Source organism: Marinomonas sp. TW1 (assembly GCF_001625355.1).
Classification (GTDB): Bacteria; Pseudomonadota; Gammaproteobacteria; order Pseudomonadales; family Marinomonadaceae; genus Marinomonas.
Map to the genome: position 1 here is coordinate 76,941 of NZ_JSEE01000007.1, position 20,981 is coordinate 97,921.

The 20,981-nt window shown below is 42.2% G+C and carries 16 protein-coding genes; 12 read left to right on the forward strand and 4 right to left on the reverse strand.

Features of this window, described 5'->3' with window-relative positions:
• Positions 1 to 7 precede the first annotated feature (7 nt).
• The 7 genes from OA79_RS07830 to OA79_RS07860 all read left to right on the forward strand — a co-directional run bounded on the left by OA79_RS07830 (position 8) and on the right by OA79_RS07860 (position 7,865).
• Positions 8 to 1,030 (forward strand): tripartite tricarboxylate transporter substrate binding protein, encoded by a 1,023-nt coding sequence (locus OA79_RS07830; RefSeq protein WP_063332781.1) that lies wholly within the window; start codon positions 8 to 10, stop codon positions 1,028 to 1,030.
• A gap of 86 nt (positions 1,031 to 1,116) precedes the next feature.
• Positions 1,117 to 1,863: a tripartite tricarboxylate transporter TctB family protein gene (locus OA79_RS07835; RefSeq protein WP_063332671.1), complete on the forward strand. Its 747-nt coding sequence runs from the start codon at positions 1,117 to 1,119 to the stop codon at positions 1,861 to 1,863.
• A complete protein-coding gene (locus OA79_RS07840; protein ID WP_197465372.1) occupies positions 1,863 to 3,380 on the forward strand; it encodes a tripartite tricarboxylate transporter permease in 1,518 nt (505 codons plus the stop codon). The genes OA79_RS07835 and OA79_RS07840 overlap by 1 nt, the downstream gene beginning before the upstream one ends.
• 113 nt (positions 3,381 to 3,493) lie before the next feature.
• A complete protein-coding gene (locus OA79_RS07845; protein ID WP_063332672.1) occupies positions 3,494 to 3,787 on the forward strand; it encodes a putative quinol monooxygenase in 294 nt (97 codons plus the stop codon).
• A gap of 50 nt (positions 3,788 to 3,837) precedes the next feature.
• Positions 3,838 to 5,103, forward strand: coding sequence for a 3-oxo-tetronate kinase (gene otnK / locus OA79_RS07850; RefSeq protein ID WP_063332673.1), 1,266 nt, complete (start codon positions 3,838 to 3,840; stop codon positions 5,101 to 5,103).
• Between the two features lie 123 nt (positions 5,104 to 5,226).
• Positions 5,227 to 5,859 (forward strand): 3-oxo-tetronate 4-phosphate decarboxylase, encoded by a 633-nt coding sequence (otnC, locus tag OA79_RS07855; RefSeq protein ID WP_063332674.1) that lies wholly within the window; start codon positions 5,227 to 5,229, stop codon positions 5,857 to 5,859.
• Between the two features lie 515 nt (positions 5,860 to 6,374).
• On the forward strand, positions 6,375 to 7,865 hold the full coding sequence (locus OA79_RS07860) for a methyl-accepting chemotaxis protein (protein ID WP_197465373.1): 1,491 nt from the start codon (positions 6,375 to 6,377) through the stop codon (positions 7,863 to 7,865).
• A 120-nt stretch (positions 7,866 to 7,985) separates the two neighbouring features.
• On the opposite strand, the gene OA79_RS07865 is transcribed toward OA79_RS07860, so the two are convergent.
• Positions 7,986 to 9,149: an alpha-hydroxy acid oxidase gene (locus OA79_RS07865; RefSeq protein WP_063332675.1), complete on the reverse strand. Its 1,164-nt coding sequence runs from the start codon at positions 9,147 to 9,149 to the stop codon at positions 7,986 to 7,988.
• Between the two features lie 799 nt (positions 9,150 to 9,948).
• Between OA79_RS07865 and OA79_RS07875 the strand changes: the two genes are divergently transcribed.
• From OA79_RS07875 to OA79_RS07890, 4 genes are all read left to right on the forward strand, one after another.
• Positions 9,949 to 11,469, forward strand: coding sequence for an SIR2 family protein (locus OA79_RS07875; protein WP_063332677.1), 1,521 nt, complete (start codon positions 9,949 to 9,951; stop codon positions 11,467 to 11,469).
• A gap of 66 nt (positions 11,470 to 11,535) precedes the next feature.
• The gene (locus OA79_RS07880; RefSeq protein ID WP_063332678.1) at positions 11,536 to 12,984 is read left to right on the forward strand and encodes a hypothetical protein; all 1,449 of its coding nucleotides are present in this window, start codon (positions 11,536 to 11,538) and stop codon (positions 12,982 to 12,984) included.
• Between the two features lie 88 nt (positions 12,985 to 13,072).
• Positions 13,073 to 14,017 carry a hypothetical protein gene (locus OA79_RS07885; RefSeq protein WP_063332679.1) on the forward strand — a complete coding sequence of 315 codons (945 nt, stop codon included), beginning with the start codon at positions 13,073 to 13,075 and terminating at the stop codon, positions 14,015 to 14,017.
• A gap of 324 nt (positions 14,018 to 14,341) precedes the next feature.
• Positions 14,342 to 15,520: a hypothetical protein gene (locus tag OA79_RS07890; protein WP_063332680.1), complete on the forward strand. Its 1,179-nt coding sequence runs from the start codon at positions 14,342 to 14,344 to the stop codon at positions 15,518 to 15,520.
• Positions 15,521 to 15,618: 98 nt separating this feature from the next.
• On the opposite strand, the gene OA79_RS07895 is transcribed toward OA79_RS07890, so the two are convergent.
• Together OA79_RS07895 and nspC are read right to left on the reverse strand one after the other, a co-directional pair.
• Positions 15,619 to 16,857: a saccharopine dehydrogenase family protein gene (locus OA79_RS07895; RefSeq protein WP_063332681.1), complete on the reverse strand. Its 1,239-nt coding sequence runs from the start codon at positions 16,855 to 16,857 to the stop codon at positions 15,619 to 15,621.
• 34 nt (positions 16,858 to 16,891) lie between these two features.
• Positions 16,892 to 17,989, reverse strand: a complete 1,098-nt coding sequence (gene nspC, locus OA79_RS07900) for a carboxynorspermidine decarboxylase (RefSeq protein ID WP_063332682.1) — start codon at positions 17,987 to 17,989, stop codon at positions 16,892 to 16,894.
• Positions 17,990 to 18,238: 249 nt separating this feature from the next.
• Between nspC and OA79_RS07905 the strand changes: the two genes are divergently transcribed.
• Positions 18,239 to 18,817: an NnrU family protein gene (locus OA79_RS07905; RefSeq protein WP_063332683.1), complete on the forward strand. Its 579-nt coding sequence runs from the start codon at positions 18,239 to 18,241 to the stop codon at positions 18,815 to 18,817.
• Between the two features lie 91 nt (positions 18,818 to 18,908).
• Here the strand turns inward: OA79_RS07905 and OA79_RS07910 are convergent, their stop codons facing one another.
• Positions 18,909 to 20,822: a methyl-accepting chemotaxis protein gene (locus tag OA79_RS07910; RefSeq protein WP_231908830.1), complete on the reverse strand. Its 1,914-nt coding sequence runs from the start codon at positions 20,820 to 20,822 to the stop codon at positions 18,909 to 18,911.
• Between the last annotated feature and the right edge of the window lie 159 nt (positions 20,823 to 20,981).

Genomic DNA, 20,981 nt, shown 5'->3' on the forward strand with positions numbered 1-20,981 from the left:
GATGAACATGCAAAAACTCATTACAACATTAGCGGCTGGCATTATGGCAACAACGTTAGCCAGCAGCTCGTTAGCGGCTGACCGTTACCCAGAGCGTGATATAACAAACGTCGTTGTATGGTCCGCTGGTGGTGGTACGGATGTTGTTAACCGTATGATTTCTGCTGAAATGGCCAAGTCTTTAGATGTAAATATCAATGTAACTAACCGACCTGGTGGTGTTGCTGGTTCGTTAGGCATGAGCTATGTAAATAAGAAAAGAGCAGACGGTTACACGCTAGTTGGTCTGTCTGAATCGGTTGTGGGTTCTGCCGTGCAAGGTGGGTGGAATCAGAAAATGAGCGTTTGGTACCCTTTCATTGTTGGAGGATCACCAGACCTAATCTCTGTTGCGTCGGATTCAAAATATACCTCTTTGAAAGAGTTGATAGCGGATGTGAAAAAGAACCCTCGTTCAGTTAAAGCCAGTGCGGGTGGTGCAGGTTCAATTCACCATTTGAACCTATTGGCTCTAATGAATGGTACGGGCGCTGAATTTAACTACATTCCTTATCCAGGTTCTGCACCGGCTCAAACCGCAGCAATGACAGGTGAAGTTGAGCTGGTTATTACTTCTCTAGCTGAGCAGCAGCAACTTATCAAAGGTGGCCAATTAAGACCTCTGGCTATGTTGGTTGCAAGTGATCAAAAACTGGATGGTTACGGCACAATTCCTTCTGCGTTTACCGCTTTTCCGAGTCTTGAAAAACACTTGCCAATCATGCAGGCAATTGGTTTAGCGGTTAGTCAAAAGGCGCCAGATAACGTGAAAGCTAAGTTGACCAAAGCTTTCCAAATGGCTATGGCAAGCCCAGTCATTCATAAATGGGCTGAAGATAATTACTACGTGTTGTCAGGTCTAAGTGGTGAAGAAGCAAGCAAAGAATTTGCTTTCTTAGAGTCCTTGTTCTCATGGACGCTACACGACCTTGGTGCTGCGAAGGTTATCCCTTCTAAACTAGGCATTTCTAAAGTCTCTGAACTAAATTAGTACTGTCTAAATAAAAGAGGAATGCGCCAGCATTCCTCTTTTCTTCGTGTTCAATAGTCCTGTTTTGGACGTGTAGAGGTGGTTGTATGCAGCCTGAACAGTTAATGGCTTTACGTCGTTCGGATATGAAAACGGCATTAGTATTAATGGGGATTTCTGCTTTTGCGATGATAGAAAGCCTGAACTTTCCATTGACGGGTAATTATGCTGGAGTACAGAACGTTTGGTACGTGTCTCCCGCACTGTTTCCTATTATTATTTTTTCAGTTCTTTTTTTATGTGGTCTTGTGATGCTGATCAAGAGCATCATTTTTATTAAAAAGAATGCACTTACAGCGACAGCCAAAGAAAGTACGGCAAGCTGGTGGCGTTTTTTTGTATTAGTGTCCTTAATTGCAGGGCAAGTTTATGGTTTTGTTCCATTAGTGGATTTTGCGCTGTCTTCATTTATCTTCCTCTTCGTTTTTATTTTTGCATTTTATTCAGACAATGCGATGTTTCAAAAACGTATTTTTATGATTTGGTCAGTAGTATGCGTACTGCTTGCGACCGTGACGTTTAGCACGGAATTGACGGACGAAACTCGATCTCTGTTTGATTGGGCTGCATTGCTGTTTATTGGTGTCATGGTGGTTACTTTATTCAAATGGGCTAAACAGTCAAAGCAAATGAAAGTATGGCGAATCAGTTGGAAAACGGCACTCATAGTGACGGTTATTGTATGTCCTATGTTCCGATTAGGCATGCTTGTTCCTCTACCAACGGAAGGTATCGTCATTAATCCCATGGTCGATCTCAAATATGTTGTCCGTGATGTGTGGAGAGATATGTAATGGAAATTATGGCTTCTTTTGGTGTTTTTGGTAACACGTTACTGACTCTTTTATCATCGCCAACAAATTTACTGATTCTGATGGGGGCGTCGTTCTGTGGCATTATTTTTGGCGCATTACCCGGACTGACGGCGACGTTGGGTGTGGCGCTATTAACAACCTTGACCTATGGAATGGACGTTAGTACCGCGCTAATTGCGTTACTGGGCTTATATGTCGGTGCCATTTATGGCGGATCGTACCCTTCGATTTTAATCAATATTCCTGGTACCGCTGCGGCGGCGGCGACGGCATTAGATGGCTTTCCTTTGGCTCAAAAAGGTGAGGGTGGTCGTGCCTTGGGTTTGACCACAACGGCATCATTAATCGGCACTTTCTTGGGTATTTTGGTTCTGGTTGTTGCAGCTCCAATGGTGGCAAAAATGGCGTTGCAATTTACCTCTTTTGAATTCTTCTTGTTGGCTCTATTTGGCATCATAATTAGTGGCACATTAACAAGCTCTGATTTAGTGATTAAAGGCTGGATTGCAGGTTTAATCGGACTTGGCTTGTCGACAATTGGTCGTGATCCATTACAGTTCTTCCCTCGCTTTACATTCGATATGCCAGACCTTGATCAAGGTTTAGAAGTCGTGCCTGTTTTGATTGGTGCATTTGGTATTCCTCAGGTCATTAAAGCGTTACGTAACAAAGAAAGCCTAGGGGTAATGAAACAGTTTGGGCGTATTTTACCGGAATGGAAAACGTTGTTTAAAAACCGCACGAATATCACTCGTTCTTCAATGATCGGTATTGGGATTGGTGCAGTCCCTGGCATTGGTGAAGACATTGCTGGTTGGGTTTCTTATGGGGCCGCGAAGAATACTTCTAAGCATCCTGAAACCTTTGGTACCGGTGAGCCTCAAGGCATTATCGCGTCTGAAACGGCTAACAATGCTTGTATTGGTGGCGCATTAATACCTTTATTAACATTGGGGATTCCTGGTAGCCCTCCAGCGGCAATGCTATTAGGGGCTTTGATGCTTCATGGCATTACACCGGGCCCTATGATTGTTATAGAAAGCCCTGATTTCTTAATAGAAGTTACCGCCATTCTTATTTTGTGTTCCGTCGCCATGTGGTTAAACGGCATGTTCTTGGCAAAACAAGTGGTTAAGGTTTTACAAATTCCTGCGTCTATTTTCCTTCCTGTCGTGACTTTGATGTGTATTTTGGGTTCTTACGCGTTGGGTCTAAATATCTTTAATTTATACCTCATGGTCATTGTTGGTGTATTTGCCTACTTCTTAGACGAAATGAAATACCCCATTTCTCCGCTGGTTATCGGTGTAATTTTAGGACCAATGGCAGATGAGAACTTACGTCGAGCATTGATGGTGTCGGAAGGTAGCTTAATGCCATTCATTGAACGTCCTATTTCCATCGCGTTGATCTCTGTGATCGTTTTAATTGTTATGACAAAAATGCCGTTTTATCAAAGTTGTAAAAAATCGCTGATCTCATTATTCAAAAAATAGTGAGGGCAACAGTATATTTGATACACATTTATATAGAACAAAAAGGTGTGGGGTTGTCTCACTTTCAACCCCTTTCGCGATGGTTTTTTATTATTTCATGGCTGAGGTTTTCGATGTATGTAATTACGGTGGTGTTTATTGTTTATCAAGAAAATATGGAAGAATTTTCAACATTGGTAAATAAGCAAGCAGTGGATTCATTAACAAAAGAAAGTGAGTGTCATCTTTTTGATGTCGCAGTAGGAGAAGGAAACGGAACAACGGTGCCTTTTTTCCTATATGAAATTTACAGCACAAAAGCCAGTTTTGATGCGCACTTAGCCTCAGATCACTTTAGTGATTTTAGTGATAAAACGGCCAGCATGGTTGTTAAAAAAGATGTGCAAGCATGGAATAAAATAAATTAAGTTAGATTTTCCTACTTTTGTTAGGACTGTCTATAAATAAGGAGTTTATTGTGAGCGTTTTATTAGGTTGCATTGCAGACGACTTTACTGGTGCGACAGATTTAGCAAGCTTTTTAGTGCAATCCGGCATGAGAACCGTTCAATTGATCGGTGTCCCAACAGAACCTGTTGATTTGTCAAATGTGGATGCCATAGTCATTGCGCTGAAATCACGAACACTTCCATCTCAACAAGCGGTTACGCAATCTATTGAAGCGCTTGAATGGTTAAAAGCACTTAATTGTGAACAGTATTATTTTAAATATTGCTCGACGTTTGACTCCACCGATAAAGGTAATATAGGTCCTGTGACGGACGCTTTGCTGGATAATTTGCAAGAAGACTTCACGGTGCTTTGTCCTTCATTACCTGTGAATGGCCGTACTGTGTACAAAGGAAATTTGTTTGTTAACAATGAATTACTCAGCGAAAGTGGTATGCGCAATCACCCTTTAACCCCTATGAAAGACGCCAATTTACTTCGTGTCATGGCATCTCAGTCATCTGGTCCTGTTGGTTTAGTGCCTTTTGAGATTATTTCAAAAGGGGCCAAAAATGTGAAAAAAGCCTTCTTGGAATTGGCTAAAAAACATCGTTACGCGGTGGTTGACACTATATCCAATGAGGATCTACACACAATTGGCGAAGCCTGTGCGGATCTTAAATTATTAACTGGTGGTTCAGGGTTATCAGTTGGTCTTGCTAAAAACTATGTTGATAAAGGTTTGTTTGAAATCCGAAACAATTCTGCAGAACTGAGTAAAGTAAAAGGCGAAGCCGTAGTTTTATCGGGCAGCTGTTCGGAGATGACACAAAAACAAGTTGCGCGATTTAAAGAAAGCTTTTTATCCATGAAAATATCCCCGCTTGAGCTCAAATCTGGTCAGAATTCATTAGCAAACGCTCTGGCTTGGTTTGAGAAAAATCGTAATGCTGGTGCGCTTATGTTTTACGCAACAGATACCCCTGACAATATTCGCCGTGCCCAAGAGCTATTGAGCGTTGAAGAAGCGAGTGAATTAGTGGAAAACTTTATGGCGGAATTGGTTGCCGCGCTTTCTCAAAGAGGGGTGAAGAAATTTATTGTGGCTGGTGGCGAAACTTCTGGTGCCGTGGTTAAAGCACTTAATCCAAGTGTCTTAAAAATAGGGGGCAGTATTGCTCCGGGCGTGCCTCTTACTGAAATGGTGGGTGATGTTCCAAAATTGATCGCTCTAAAGTCTGGAAATTTTGGCGATGAGTTTTTCTTTGAAAAAGCCTTAGAAATGATGCAGTAAATATCCAAGGGAATAAACCGCATCATTGTATTTGTATGATAAAGAATCCCTTAATGTCTAACCGTTAGCATCGTAAGGTGTTGTAAAAATTTTAAGTTTAGCTTGAGTGAAAGGCGAAATAACATGACAGAACAAGAACAAAGAATACAGGTTGTTGCCTTGGCAAAATCCATGTTTGATAGAGGGTATGCTACGGGGGGCGCAGGCAATTTATCGGTTAAAATTGATGACAATAGACTCCTTACTACGCCAACAGGTGCTTCTTTTGGGCGTTTAGAGCCAGATAACCTTTCTGTAGTCTCTATGAGTGGAGAGCATTTAGCCGGTAATAGACCGTCCAAAGAAGTCGCTTTTCATTTAGAGTTATACCGTAATCGTCCTGACTGCAATGCTGTGGTTCATCTACATTCCACTTACTTAACCGCTTTGTCTTGTTTAAAAGGCTTGGACTCGGAGAACGTGATGCGAGCTTTTACTCCATACTATGTCATGCGAGTAGGCCAGCTTCCTTTAATTCCTTATTATAATCCAGGAGACAAACAGATTGCTGTTAGTGTTGGTGAGTTGGCGAAGAATAATAGTGCTTTTTTATTAGCTAATCATGGGCCAATTGTTTCAGGAAAAGACTTATTGGATGCTGTAGATAACGCTGAAGAATTAGAAGAAACGGCAAAATTATTTTTCATACTTTCAGGGCAAAATATCGCTTATATCTCAGATGAAAATATAGATATTCTAAAGCGTAAAAAGCCTTAAATAGGATTGAAATAAACTGCTTTTTAGTAATTTATTCTTCTCAAATAATGGCAGAAAAAGTTATTAGGGGATATGTTGCTTTATAAATTTTAATATCTATTTGATTAACCCTTTTTTATGAAATGCTTTTGTGTCAAGTCTTATCGTTGAGTTTTTTTAGTATTTTATGATGTGCCCTATTTTTTTAAGATAAAAGAAAATTATGAAGAGTAATCTAAATCGAATCAAAGCATTTTTGTTTTAGTCTTGCCTTCAATAGGAAACAAATTTTTTTGAAAAGAGAATTGATTCAATGACAACGGCTTGTACCATTCAGTAGAAAGTTTCCTATTCACAGTTTAAGTTTTTCATGCTCATGGAAACCTCGTGCACAGACTGAAATTTTTATGTGTTTTGTTACGTAACGACGTCAGCGTATCTCAATACGGAAGCTTCGAAATTTATTACGTGATCGAGGAATCTTGTATATAATTCATTGAGTTATATCTTTTAATCTGGCTGTTGTGGTGATGGTAATGACTCATAATCGAGTGTTGAAAAACGATTTTTTTATTTATTGTGGCTTGTTAGTTCAAGTCCCCGTCCTCGCTATCAGCGGCATGGTGGGGCAACAACTGCTTGGCTTTAGTTTAGCGTCCGCCGTGTTTGTGTTGTTTGCTACGCAAATAATCTACAGCCTATTCAAGGGGCAGTTGATCTTTTCAATCCTTTCAGCCGTGCTCATGATGTGCGTGTCATCCTTGCTGATCCAAAGTCAGTTGGGTTTGGTTGAAATGCATTTCCATATTTTTGCCACCATGGCGATCTTTTTGATTTATCAAAAATGGCAGCCAATTGTTGCCGCTTTGTTAACCACTGCGGTTTACCATATTGGCTTCATGTTTGTGCAAATGAACGGTGTGATGTTAGGTGATATGCCAATCACTGTGTTTGCTGGTCATCATAGTATGTGGTTGATGTTAGTGCATTGCTTGTTTGCCGGTGCTGAAGCTGGTGTATTGATTTACATGGCGTATTTGATGAGCAAAGAGAGTTCTGCTAACTACAAAATCGCCGATGCCATTGAAACCATTTCAGCGACTAGTGATTTGACTGTTCGTGTGGTTGGGCCTTCTTCCAGTGCAGAACATTCACTGAACGCTTTACTGGATCGTTTGTCCGGTTTGTTTGTGGAATATCAGCGTATCGCAGAAGTCTTGGTTAGTACCAGTAAGTCGATTCATGATACTGCCGATGAAGCGAATACCAGTACCCATGAAAGTAAGCAACGCTCGCAATATTCTGCAGAGTCAACGGAAAGTGTGGCAATAAGCATGCAGGATGTTGCGGAAAGCAGTCGTGCTTCTGCTGACATTGTGGGTGCGTTGGAGAATGAAACAGTACAAGACAGTGAAAAAGCACTCACTATCATGAAAGACACTGAGTTGTTAGAGCAAGACATCAGCCAAGTTGCTAATCATCTGCAAGCTCTAACGGAAGATGTAGGAGCCATCACTCAATTACTGGAGTCGATTCGAAGTATTTCCGAACAAACTAACTTGTTGGCATTGAATGCCGCAATCGAAGCCGCTAGGGCTGGGGAATCTGGACGAGGCTTTGCCGTTGTGGCCGATGAAGTTAGAACCTTGGCACAACGCTCAAGCGATTCGACAGATCAAATTGAAGCGGTATTAAATCGTCTAAATTACAGTGTCAGCCAGACGGTTTCCTCTATGGAAGCGGGTAAAGCCAGAACCAGTGTGAATGTGGAGCACGCTTTGACCATGTCTGAGGGGTTGATGTTGCGCTCGAAAAATGCCGGTGAAGTGTCTTCTTCAAGCAAGGACATTGCGGATGAAATCATTGCGCAAGAGCAAGTGATTCTGTCTATTAATGCCAAAATTCGTGAAAACTTCCAAGCCATTGAGTCCTTGTCTCACTTAATGAGTGACCTAGCAGGTAAGAGTGATGACATTGCTCGAGTGACACATGATTATCAAGCTAAAGCGCAAGCCTTTAAGGTTTAGACCGTCGTCAAGAGAATGGAGATTGACTAGACTTCGAATTGCCATATAAAGAAGGCCCGACTTGTGAGCAAGTTGGGCCTTCTTCGTTAGGGGATATTGATCGAGTTTTGTACTTATAACTTACGTTGTATGGCGAAATTTTTCATGTTGAAACACGATGTCGTCACGACAAACTTTTTCGATGTCTCGGTGGCCGATGAAGGCCATGGTGAGTTCGGCTTCCTCGTGAAAGATGTCTAACATACGGGTAACACCGGCTTTGCCCATAGCACCAAGGCCATACACCATAGGACGCCCCACCATCACACCTTTCGCGCCGAGGGATTTTGCTCGGATGATGTCTTGACCACTGCGAATGCCGCTGTCTAGCCAGACTTCAATTTGATCGCCAACTGCCGCAACGATTTCAGGTAGGGTGCTAATAGAAGAACGAGCGCCGTCCAGCTGTCGACCGCCGTGATTGGATACAACGATCGCATCAGCGCCTAATTTGACGCACTCTTTAGCGTCTTCCACTTCCATAATGCCTTTGATGATGAGTGGACCTTGCCATAGGTCGCGGAAGTAGCAGATGTCCTCCCAGCTTAACTTGGTATCAAATGAACTCGCTGTCCATTTCATTAGGTCGTTCATGTCGTCCACGCCGGTGGCACAGCCCTGAATGTTACCAAATCCTCGATTGCTGGTTTTTAGCATATTCATTGCCCAACGAGGGCGGCGGGCAATGTCGAGCAAGTTTGGAATGGTTAATTTCGGCGGTGCTGTCATGCCGTTTCTGTGGTCGGCATGGCGACGGCCAATCATTTGCAAATCTAATGTTACGACCAATGCAGAGCAGCCGGCGGCTTTGGCTCGATCGATCAGTTTCTTGGTGAACTCACGGTCTTTCTGCACGTAAAGCTGAAACCAGAAAGGCGATTGCGTTTTGGCGGCGACGGCTTCTATTGAGCATATGCTCATTGTTGATAGGGTAAAAGGCACACCAAACTCTTCTGCGGCTTGGGCGGCGAGGATTTCCCCATCAGCATGCTGCATACCCAATAAACCGACTGGGGCTAAGGCCAATGGCATTTTCACATTATGCCCCACCAGTTGAGTGGCGAGTGAGCGTGGCTCTAGATCTCGTGCCACTCTTTGGCGAAACAAGATGTGATCGAAGTCGGAGGTATTTAACTTAAGGGTTTGTTGTGTCCAAGAACCTGACTCGCAATAGCCTTGAAACATCTTAGGAACGCGTTGGTGATATAAGCGTCGTAAATCATTCAATTCGCAAATCAGACTCATTTGTTTTCCTTATTTTGGTCGACTTTTGAGCGTTTATGTTAGCAGCTTTGTTCTTTGCCCGGTATTCAGTTAGTTTTTCTCTCTGCCCGGTATTTTGTTCGTTTCCTCTGGTTGGCTTTGGTTGGGGGAGCTTCTTTATCTTTGCCTGAGGTTTGTTCATGTGCTTCTCATTAGCTTTGGTCGGGGAGCTTTTTTCCGCCCTGCTAGGCGGGTAACTTTTGTCTAGCGCCACAAAAGTAACCAAAAAGTCGCTTAAATCCTTTCGCACATTCAGGAACGTGTCGAGCATTTTTTGCTGACAGGCTCATTATCTCTTTTTACGTTTAAAAGCGTTTCACACATGACGAACTCTCCTGTTCCTTCCCCTTATGTCTTCAAGGGGAAGGTTAGGATGGGGTTAGTCCAGCAGCCTCAAATTGGCTCACCACTAACAACGAAACGTAGGTCTGATCAGCGCAGCGCCATCAGACGTAACCTTGTGAGCAGTCATCAAAAACTATACTTTGATAAAGTTTATTTTTGAGGTTGCCAATGATTGGCTCGCTTTGTCTAAAAAATAATCACAGTTTTGCACGTTTACGCTGGTAGAAAAAGAAAAAGTCTTTTAGTATCAATGGATAAGAATATCTCCAGCAAAAATAACGCGCATGCTCGTTTTTCCAGATTTGGATTTTGTGAATAGGTTAATAAAAACATTACTTTTCAGTTGTTTATAAAGGTCTTGGCGAAATTTTGGAATTGTCTAAACGCGCATGCGCACTATTAAAAATGTTAGTTTTCTAGAAAGGATGCGAATTTAATGATAATTGATGACATTATTGCTGGTATTGACGAAGGGGGGCCTAAAAGCTATTACTCCTTTGAAACTTTCGTCCAGCATTTGTTAAAGCATCATATTGAGAGTCAAGAAAAGAAACTTTTGATTGCTACTGACTCGATGAAATATGGAGATGCGTTTGCACCTGATGGATTTGATCAGTTTGTTGGCCCAACATTAATAGAAATAAAATTTAATCTAGCAAGGCTGCCTGTAAGGCATTTTATAGAGAGGTCGATATACAGGCTTTTGAACGAATATACCGAGAATAATTTCGAAAACGTTCTCATCGTCTCAGCTAAGCCGATATCGGAAAAATTTTTATTTCGCGTAGAAGATGAATTAAGCCGAAATAACCTGCCTTTTAAAGTAACATTTTGGGGGCCAGCAGAGCTAAATAAGGTTGCCTCTAAGAACAGGAAGGTAGTTAATAAAATTGCAAATAACCTTTTTGCCCTGAGGTTATCTTCAGCTATATCTAAGCCTATTAGAGACTGGAAGCATGAGAGAGAAGAAATAGTTGAAAACCTTAAAAGCTGTTATAAAAAAGGTCAATTCTCATTATTTCTAGGCGCAGGTGTTTCAAGTAGTGCCGGGATGCCAGATTGGAATACATTGCTGAACTCATTGTTTGTTACTTATCTTACACAGGAGTTTGATGATGATGTTGCAATGGGAGATAAAGATATTAGTGATCTTGTCAGTAGACTGAATAGTATTGATGAGCCTTCGGCATTAATGGCGGCTAGGTATCTCCGAAAAGGGCTGTCGAAGGGAGATGGTGAAGCAAAAGAATTTATAGAAGCAGTAACAAAGAATCTCTACAAGCTCAGAAATAATAAGTTTCCAATAGATTCTGAATTAATTAAGTCAATTGCCTCCATGTGTTTACCGAGACGTACAGGAGCGAAAGTGAAATCAGTTGTTACTTACAATTTCGATGACCTTCTCGAAAGGCAGTTAAGTAACAATGCAATATTACATAGGTGCATTTATACAGATAATGAAAGTTATGACCCCGATGAGCTTCCAGTCTACCATGTCCATGGTTTCTTGCCGGAAGATCGGAAAGCATATGATGGATTAGATAATTCAACCTTAGTTTTTTCGGAAGAGGGTTATCATCAAATTTATTCAGATTCATACCATTGGTCAAATCTAGTTCAACTCAATTCTTTTAGGGAAAGCAATTGTCTTATGGTTGGCTTATCAATGACCGATCCGAATTTGAGGCGGCTACTCGATATATCTTCAAAAAATATTGAAAGAAGTAAGCATTTTGCGTTTATGAAAAGACTTTCTTCTGGTGAATTTTGTTATGAGAATAAAAATGGGAAAAAATCAAAAGTCATACAAAATACGGACGCTGCTGATAAGTTCTTAGAGCGCCATCATACTCTTAACGAGGAACTTATGAAGGAACTGGGGGTTACAATTATATGGTATGAAACGTATGACGATATCCCAGAAATAATTCGAGCGGTAACTAAACACGAAAACTAACAAGGCATTGCAGCGGACAAGCCGCTGAATGCGGCGTTATGTTGTACTCATAGATATGGATAATCCATGGCAAAGAAAAATATATTAACTATTGGGTTCGGTCTCGCGGATGAAGACATTGGGTTTAGTGAATTTGACTCAGATATTTCATTGTTGGATTGGGACATAATTCTTTTTAAACTTGATATAAATGATTACATTTTCAGCGCTGAGAGCATGTTCCAAGGAAAGCCGTGCTTGTCTGATGATGCGTCATTCAAACTCAAGGCCCAGTCAGAGCATTGGCGAAGAGAAATTAAGTCTGCGGTAGATCACGGTAAACTAGTAATTATATTCTTGAGTGAACTCAAACAACTAAGTATTGCGACAGGCGAAAAACAGTTCTCAGGCACAGGCAGAAATCAAAAAACTACACGAATCGTAACAGGCTATGACAACTATCAGTCAATTCCTCTAAACCTTAAGCCTTTCATCTCTAAGGGCAAAGAAGTAAAACTTTCCCCAAAAGCCTCTGAAATCATATCTGCATACTGGAGTGAGTTTTCTAGCGTCTCATCGTACAACGTAATTCTTGAGGGTGAATTTACTCCGTGCCTGGTTACCAAGCACGGAGATAAAACAGTTGGTACTGTAATTCGTTCGAAAAATTCGAACGGAGCGTTGGTATGTTTACCTGATATAGATTTTTATCCTGAATCATTTTTTGTTGGAGAGGAAGACGAAGAAAATGAAGGAGATTGGACAGCTGAGGCTCTGCAGTTTTCTGCGAAGTTTATTAAAAGCATAGTATCACTAGGTAAGGCTATAAACTCACAGGGGGAACTAACTCCTGAACCTGACTGGGCTAAGGATACGGCATATAAACTAGAGAAAGAACAGGGCGAGGCTCAAAAGTTATTAAAAGTAGAAAAGAAACTTGAAGAAGTGCAAGCAGAGAAAGAATCCATTATGGATGAGGTTAGGGAGCTTGAACGATTTAGGCATTTATTATTCGAGAAAGGAAAGCCATTGGAGTTCGCTATCCTTGACGCTCTGCAAGTAATAGGGTTCAAAGTCTCTCAATTCGACGACGGGGAATCTGAATTTGATGCAGTATTTGAATCCAAGGAAGGTAGATTAATTGGAGAGGCCGAAGGGAAGGATAACAAAGCAATAAATATTGATAAGTTGCGCCAGCTGGCTCTAAATATCCATGAAGATCTCGAACGAGAGGATGTTGACGAGCCCGCCAAACCAGTGCTTTTTGGTAATGCTTATCGGTTACTTCCATTGGAAGACAGGTCCGACCCCTTTACGAAAAAATGTCTTTCTGCCTCAACTACAAGCTCTACTGCTCTAGTTTTTACTCCAGACTTATTTAAAGTGGCCAAGTATTTAAAAGATAATAAAGATGCAAGATTTGCAACTAAGTGCCGCAAAGCCATTTTTGGTTCAGTTGGTCTAGTTGACTTTCCAGCTGTACCGCAAAGTAATAACAGTCATGAAGAGACGGAAGAAAGTGCCACAACAACATAACAAGTCAATCAACTTCGCGCCTACGGCGCCGGACGCAGCATAGCTGCGCCGGTTATTGAGGCGTTAGCATACAGGATAGGAAATATCTTTGATCAAAGAACTCTGGGAAAAATATATTGGATTGGCTCTTCCACTGAAGCTAATTCTTGGGGCTATTATAGGGATTATTTTAGGCCCAGGTCTTATTGGTTTCTTAAGTGAGTATGCAACCTACAGCTATGCAATACAGCTTGGGATAAGACCCCCACTAGAGGGGATACCTTATTTAAAAACTGCAGTCACAGCTGGAAGTCTCTTTTTAACTGTAATTATAGCGCTAATATTTCTGATTTCTAGATTTATTGCTTCAGCAATTGCTGTGCAATTAGCGAGTTATCTAAGACAGATTTCTGGGGTTGTAAATTCAGTCCTTAGCTTAATTAGGAAAATCACACTGGGACTGATTAAAATCCCAAGCTTCGAACATGGCGATGCTATTTCTAAATTAAAAAGCTTTTCATCAAAACTAGCAATTTTATTTTCATTTATTGTGGCGATTGGCTTTTTTCTGGGATTCTATATTTTCTTTAGAGTAGAGGGCGAACCTGATGCATTAAAAATTGGTGTTTTTGCTGGTATTTATATATTGATTGCTCTTCTTACTACATGGAGCAAAAAGGCAGTGTGGTGGGTTTCAATATCATCGGCAATACTGTTCTATGCCTTTTCATTTTTTCTGTTATTTAACGTCAATTATTATTCAGAATTTTTAAGGCTTGTTGGTTATGGCGGTGGTTCCAAGGTTACAATTTCCTTCAAGGAAGATGATAGTATTTCTGACGACTACTACATGCTTTTAAGAACAACTAAGTCTTTGATATTAATGAGCAATAATTCTTCGGTCATCATTGAAATACCTATCGAAAAGGTACATAAAGTTTCTTACAAAATATTAGGAAAAGGAAATAAATATAAACTCCCAGAGTCACCGGTAGTAGGTAATAATGCTAACAAGTCAAAGCACTCAGACAGCGTAAACGCTGCTGGTGTTTGAGGCGTCAAACTCCCAACCCCACAACTTCTATACGCTTTACCTATCCTCAGCAAACCACTTCACCTAAAAACAATGAACAGGGGGGCTAGAAGTCAGCCCTGTTCTTTGGTTGTTTGGTCAGCAGATCATGCCTTCAATGTGCAATATCGGTGTGTTGTCATCGAATATTCGGCTTCGGCTCTTGTCTACTTTCCCTGTCGAATTTTTATCATCGCATTGGGAGATAGGTTCAGACGTAAGTCCCCACGCATGCTTCGCAATCGATTAAAAAATAAGCTAATGTCCTTATCTTGAATCGAAAAATTACGATATGAAGGGAAGGGTATGGAGCAGTGGTTTACAAGATGGCGCGCTTTGTTACTTGTGTCAGTCGTGATTGTGCTGGCTTGGGTCGGAGTGGTAGACAGTTACGCCGAAGACTACATAAATGCCTCGTTAGTGACGTCTTCTGTGTCCTTTGGCTTGGCCAGATTGTTCAATGCCACTGTGTCTGTGTTGTCGACCGTCACACTCAATGTTCCCATTGTTGGCTCGATTCAGATTGGTGAAATGCTGGATCCATTGAACGATTTGGTGGAAGACTTTTCCACGATCATGAAGTACGCCATTTCGTCGTTATTGATTCAAAAATTTCTCGTGGAAATCTTCCAAACTCTGTATTTCAAAGTCTTTATCAGTGTGTCTGGTGTGCTCTACTTAGTTTGCTATTACTTTTCTCTCAGTGGCTTGGTTTTTATCTATCGTGTGTTCTTATTTGCCTGTTTGTGTAAGTTCTCCATTGCCTTAGTGGCGTTGGCGAGCAGTTGGGTGGACAGCGCGTTTGTAGAACCGCGTATTGAACAAAACAATTTGGCGCTGGAAGGCTTTCCGGTTGCACCAGATCAACTCGATCAATCTTTGGATTTAACGGCCGAATTAAAGGCGCAGGCGGCTCTTGATTTACAGAGAGAAAGGCAAAAGCAGGAGGCACTGTTAGAACAAATGTCTTTGCTGCGTAAAGCGTTATCCAGACTTGATGAAGAAAAAGCAGCCTTGAGCGAACAAAAATCGACGTTGGCGACAGAAGAAGGAACCTTTAACAGCTTGTTTAATCGCTCAGCTGAGCTTAAAGCCGTGCAATCCAAGTTAGATCAATTGAACGATGAGATTCGACGTCAACGTATCCGTCTGACTGGTTTGCTTGATCAGGAGCGAGACGTTGCCAATGAAATGATTTCATTAACAGAGCGCATGAATAACTCAATGAGTACCTTTGAAAGTCTTACCACTGGTTTTAGCCGTGTGACCATGGCCGCAAAGAATAAAATTTTGGGGTATGTGGATTCATTGAATGCTTCCATGGATATGTTTTTAAACTTGATGGCGCTGTTTCTTCTCAAAACCTTGGTCATGCCTTTGCTGTTTTTGTGGGGGATTTATAAAGCCTTTGTGAGGGTATGGGAAATGACGCCAAGGCAAGCTTTGGAAAAGACGAAAGCCTCTTTGCATCGCATCCCTAAATGAGCTGGTTAATCCGTCATCACGCATAAAAAATCCCCAGAGAGAAGACTCACTGGGGATGTTCATTTGCTAACGATAAGCTTTCCTGAAATAAGGGAGGCTTAAAGCGTAAAAGGGCGGTCGCCGTTTTCGTCTTTAATGCGAGTTGGCAGACCCATGTCGTTCAACAAACCTAGGAAAGGTTTCGGGTCTAGTTGCTCAACGTTGCGCATTTCTTTGGCATCCCAAGTACCGTTGGCCACCAAAATGGCTGCCGCTACCGGTGGCACACCAGCGGTGTAAGAAATACCTTGGCTGCCCACTTCGTTGTAAGCGTCTTTGTGATCGGCCACGTTGTAGATGAAGACTTCTTTTTCTTCACCGTCCTTGATGCCTTTCACCACATCGCCAATGCAGGTTTTACCTGTGTATTCCGGTGCCAAAGAAGAAGGGTCTGGCAATACCGCTTTAACCACTTTTAATGGCACAACTTCTAGGCCTTCTGCGGTTTTTACTGGTTGCTCAGACAAGAGTCCCAAGCTTTTCAATACCGTAAAGACGTTGATGTAATGCTCGCCGAAGCCCATCCAGAAACGTACATTTGGTACGTCTAGGTTCTGTGATAACGAGTGCACTTCATCGTGGCCGGTCATGTAAGCGGTTTGCTGACCAACAACAGGAAGATCATCGGTACGGCTGATTTCAAACATTTTGTTTTCTTGCCACTGGCGGTTTTGCCAAGAGTAAACTCGACCAGTAAATTCACGGAAGTTGATTTCAGGGTCAAAGTTCGTGGCAAAGTATTTACCGTGGCTACCCGCGTTAATGTCGATGATGTCGATATCGCTGACGCTGTCAAAGTAGTCATTGTAGGCCAATGCAGCATAAGCATTGACGACACCTGGATCGAAACCAACACCAAGGATGGCAGTAATGCTATTGTCTTTACAACGTTCACGGCGTTGCCATTCGTAGTTGGCGTACCAAGGTGGCTGTTCACAGATTTTTTCAGGTTCTTCGTGGATCGCCGTGTCTAGGTAAGCGGCACCGGTTTCGATACAGGCTTCCAAAACAGACATATTAATGAAGGCAGAACCGACGTTGATGACGATTTGAGATTCGGTGTCTTGAATCAATTTCACAGTGGCTGGCACGTCTAGAGCGTCTAGGGCAAATGCTTGAATGCGGCCTTCGACTTTCATACTGCCTTTGTCTAGGACACTGGCTACAATATCGTCGCATTTCGCAACGCTACGTGAAGCAATTGCGATATTGCCCAGTGTGTCGTTGTGTTGAGCGCATTTGTGAGCGACGACGCGCGCCACGCCTCCGCCACCAATAATGAGGACATTTTTTTTCATAGTAACACTCTCTCCAAAAATTGAGTCTGTAGAGTTAAGACAGATTCTGTTCAAAGTCTTGATAGTCGAATTCTCTGACGAGTTCGATGCTGCCATCCAGTTGGCGTATGGCTATGGATGGCATTTTGACGCCATTAAACCAGTTTTTCTTCACCATGGTGTAGCCCGCTGCGTCTTGAAAAGACAAGCGATCTCCCACCTTAAGAGGTTTAGTAAAGTTGAATTCCCCAAAAATATCACCTGCAAGACAGGATTTTCCGCACACCATGTACTGATGCTCGCCGTCGTTAGGCTGCATTTTGGCGTTTTCACGATAGATTAATAAGTCCAACATGTGGGCTTCAATGGAACTGTCGACGATGGCCAAATTTTTGCCATTGAATAAGGTGTCCAGCACGGTGACTTCAAGGGTTGTGCTGTTAGTAATACTGGCTTCACCTGGTTCAAGATAGACTTGAATGTCGTACTGTTCGGCAAAAGCTTTTAGACGTTGGCAAAAGCGGTCAAGTGGGTAGTTTTCCCCTGTAAAGTGAATGCCGCCGCCTAAGCTCACCCACTTCACTTGTGCAATCAGGTGACCAAAGCGTTGTTCGATCAAATTAAGCATCTCGTCAAAACGTTCAAAGCTGTCGTTTTCACAGTTGTTGTGGAACATGAAGCCAGAGATGTCATTAATGACGCTGCTGATTTGTTCAGGGTCCCATTCCCCTAAACGACTGAAGGGTCTGGCTGGATCGGCAATGATGAATTCCGACGTACTGACTTGTGGGTTGACGCGCAAACCGCGAGTCTTGTTTTCGCTTATGTCTTTAAAGCGATTTAATTGACCAATCGAGTTGAAAATGATTTTGTCAGAGTGTGCCAATACGTCTTCGATTTCCTCATCAGAGTAAGCCACACTGTAGGCATGGGTTTCCCCTTGAAAACGAGTTTTGCCCAATGTCACTTCGTATAGAGAGGAAGATGTGGTGCCATCCATATACTCTTGCATCAGGTCAAATACAGACCAAGTTGCAAAGCATTTCAACGCTAATAAAGACTTGGCACCAGAGTTTTCTCGCACATAGGCAATCTTCTCTAAATTCTTTAATAAAGCCGCTTTGTCTATGAGGTAGTAGGGGGTTTTGATCATGGCACCAGCTCGATTGTAAAAAAGTCGGTATTCTAGCAAACAAGTGAGGATTTTCTAGCTTTCTGGTTGTCTTTTAATCGCTTTTTAACGTCATTTAGCGGTTTTTTCTGTCTGTAACGCCAATGTGCGATTTTTGTGCAAATTTAGTCGTTATCCTTATTCAGTGATCTGCTTTATAATCCTGTTCGTTTTTTTGCTATAGGCTAGGTGGCTTTTATAGCGAGTGGGGATAATGAGAGGGCATGTTTAATGTTGATGTTAGTTGTGGGTTTGGTGATTTTTATCTGCGTTCATTCGATACGTGTAGTGGCGCCAAACTGGCGTGATATGCACCTAGAGAAAACGGGCTTGGTGCAGTGGCGCACGCGTTTTATTTTGTTGAGTGTGTTGTCGTTAGCGTTGATTGTTTTGGGTTACCAGAAAATGCGTCTTGAGCCTATCTGGTTGTGGTTCCCTCCGATCGTTGTTCAGCATATTTCCGCCTTAGTGATGTTAGTGGCTTTATTTGCTCTTGGATCGGCGATGATACCAAAGACAAGCTTGAAATCTAAAATGGGTTACCCGTTTTTAATTGCTGTTAAATTGTGGGCTTTTGCGCACTTGATGAGTAATGGCACATTAGCGGACGTCATTTTATTCGGCAGTTTATTGGTTTGGTCTGTGGTCAGTTTTGCTGTTTATCGACGTCGTGATCGTCGTAACGGGGTGGTACGTGAAGAAGGTGGCGTGCAATATAACCTAATGGCGTTTGTCTTTGCGATGGTGTCTTGGTTTGCCATTGTGTTCTTCTTACATAAAGCGGTCATTGGTGTATCACCTTTGGTATAACATTTTACTAGACATAATTGATGGGTGATCAAAAAAATGCCTGACAGCGAAACTGTCAGGCATTTTTATTTTTAAAGAGTGAAAAACAAGATTAGGTTCGAAAGTGATTAATGTTTTTCATTAGGTCGTCTGAAAGTGTTTTGAGGTCTTCAGCGCGGGTCGCACTGTCTGAAGCCAGTGTGACCAGTTCGGTGGCACTTTGTTGAATGTCAGCCGTGTTTTGATTCACTTCCGCTGTAACACTGGTTTGTTCTTCCGTTGCGGTGGCGATTTGTGCTGCACGATCATTGATCATGGCAACCGAGTGTTGGATCTGGTCTAGGCTGTTTTTTGCTTCATTGACATCCAATACACTGCTTTCCGCTTTGTTATGACTTAATTCGATTTTACCTACTGCGTCTTTCGTAATGCCTTGAAGTGCCTCAATCATGGACTGAATCTCTTCAATGGAGCTGTAGGTACGTTGTGACAAGACGCGAACTTCGTCTGCGACGACGGCAAATCCTCGACCCTGTTCACCTGCTCGAGCGGCTTCGATTGCGGCATTTAGTGCCAGTAAATTGGTTTGCTCAGCGATTCCAGAGATGGTGGTTAGGATGGTATTAATACCATCGGCGTTTTGGCTCAAGTTATTAATAACCTCTGCAACCCCTTCTATGTCTGAAGCTAAAGCACGAATGCTGTTTTGGCTTTTCAGGACTTGTTGTTGTCCTAGAGTGCTTGCGTTGACTGTTTCATCTGCATTATTGGCTGTGTTAGTGGCATTGCTGGCAATTTCTTGTGTGGCTTGGGCCATCTCATGGATGGCTGTGGCCACCATGGAAATATTGCCTTGTTGCTCTTCCAGTTTTTCAGCACTCTGTTGCGATGAACGATAAGAGGCATTGGCTTGGTCAGATAAATCCACGCCGATTTTTTTTAAGTGTGAAATGGTGGTTTGTAGTAGGGCAACGAAGTGATTGAAGTTGTTGACCAGTTCTGCAATTTCGTCTTTTGAATGGGTTGTTAAACGCTGAGTAAGGTCTCCATTACCTTGAGCGATTTGCGCCATACTTTCAGAAACGCGTCGTAAGTCTTTTAATAAAATGCGTGAAATTTGCATCACGACGAGAGACACCAGCACCAATAAAATCACCACTGCAAAGAGGATGTTCATTCCCAGTTTGTAAAGTGGGGCATCTAGGGTTTTTTGGTCCATCATCAATCCTAATACCCAAGGGCTGTTCTTAATTTTACTGGCGTACATTAAGACTTCTTGATTTTGGATCGTTAGATTGGTGAATTTAGCCGTGCGTCGGGCCTCATTTAAAAAGTTGGCTGTTAGATTAGGGGATAACTCAGTGGCTTCTTTTAGAATAAGCGCTTTGTCTGGGTGCGCAATGATTTTTCCGTTGCCATCAAGTAAGGTGCTATAGCCATTACCAAGCACTTTCAACGCGGTGATTTTATTCAATAAGTCGTCTAAAAATACCAACCCACCAATGGCACCTTTAAACTGCCCATTGACTATGATGGGTTCAACAAAGGTCATAGAGAGTTTTTTTGTTGACGAAGAAATATAGGGTGCGGTGACATAAGCCGATTTTTTGCTCTTGGCGTCTTTGTACCAGCTGCGAACTCGCGGGTCGTAATCCGCACTGTTTAAGGAGGGATCGTGTCGATACATAGCGCCATTTTCAAGCCCTAAAAAGGTCATGCCAAAACTTAAACTGGTTTGTGCTTGTTGCAATATATCGAGAATTTGTTGTTCGTTTACTTGTGGGTTGGCCGTTAATGCCCTTTCAATTTTTTGTTTGACGGCCTTCATCGTGTTTGAACGATCATCTGACCAAGCGTTAATGTATGTGGAGATGGATTCCGCCTGTGAACTCGCTTCCGATTTGATTTTAGCTTCACTGCTGGTGGTGAAATCGTAGAAGGATACGCCACCGACTCCGATTGCAATAATAACGGCAACGAGTATAGCTTGTAACATGATTTTGCTTTGTAGTGAAAGGTGCATCATCTGCTCCTGGGTAGTTAGTGTGTTATCCATAAAGACTAAATTTATGGTGGTCTCAGCATTGTTCCTTTGAGTGCGTTTTTTATTCTTTCGTTGCGCTTGTCTGGTTTATTCTTATGATGTCATTGACACATTTTTTTGTTGGATCCGCTTAGCTGACAG

What these genes read in the sequence shown, in the direction of transcription:
- OA79_RS07830 (WP_063332781.1), top strand. Translation starts at nt 8, where the DNA reads ATGCAAAAACTCATTACAACATTAGCGGCTGGCATTATGGCAACAACG.
- OA79_RS07835 (WP_063332671.1), top strand. Translation starts at nt 1,117, where the DNA reads ATGCAGCCTGAACAGTTAATGGCTTTACGTCGTTCGGATATGAAAACG.
- OA79_RS07840 (WP_197465372.1), top strand. Translation starts at nt 1,863, where the DNA reads ATGGAAATTATGGCTTCTTTTGGTGTTTTTGGTAACACGTTACTGACT.
- OA79_RS07845 (WP_063332672.1), top strand. Translation starts at nt 3,494, where the DNA reads ATGTATGTAATTACGGTGGTGTTTATTGTTTATCAAGAAAATATGGAA.
- otnC (WP_063332674.1), top strand. Translation starts at nt 5,227, where the DNA reads ATGACAGAACAAGAACAAAGAATACAGGTTGTTGCCTTGGCAAAATCC.
- OA79_RS07860 (WP_197465373.1), top strand. Translation starts at nt 6,375, where the DNA reads ATGACTCATAATCGAGTGTTGAAAAACGATTTTTTTATTTATTGTGGC.
- OA79_RS07865 (WP_063332675.1), bottom strand. Translation starts at nt 9,149, where the DNA reads ATGAGTCTGATTTGCGAATTGAATGATTTACGACGCTTATATCACCAA.
- OA79_RS07875 (WP_063332677.1), top strand. Translation starts at nt 9,949, where the DNA reads ATGATAATTGATGACATTATTGCTGGTATTGACGAAGGGGGGCCTAAA.
- OA79_RS07880 (WP_063332678.1), top strand. Translation starts at nt 11,536, where the DNA reads ATGGCAAAGAAAAATATATTAACTATTGGGTTCGGTCTCGCGGATGAA.
- OA79_RS07890 (WP_063332680.1), top strand. Translation starts at nt 14,342, where the DNA reads ATGGAGCAGTGGTTTACAAGATGGCGCGCTTTGTTACTTGTGTCAGTC.
- OA79_RS07895 (WP_063332681.1), bottom strand. Translation starts at nt 16,857, where the DNA reads ATGAAAAAAAATGTCCTCATTATTGGTGGCGGAGGCGTGGCGCGCGTC.
- nspC (WP_063332682.1), bottom strand. Translation starts at nt 17,989, where the DNA reads ATGATCAAAACCCCCTACTACCTCATAGACAAAGCGGCTTTATTAAAG.
- OA79_RS07905 (WP_063332683.1), top strand. Translation starts at nt 18,239, where the DNA reads ATGTTGATGTTAGTTGTGGGTTTGGTGATTTTTATCTGCGTTCATTCG.
- OA79_RS07910 (WP_231908830.1), bottom strand. Translation starts at nt 20,822, where the DNA reads ATGATGCACCTTTCACTACAAAGCAAAATCATGTTACAAGCTATACTC.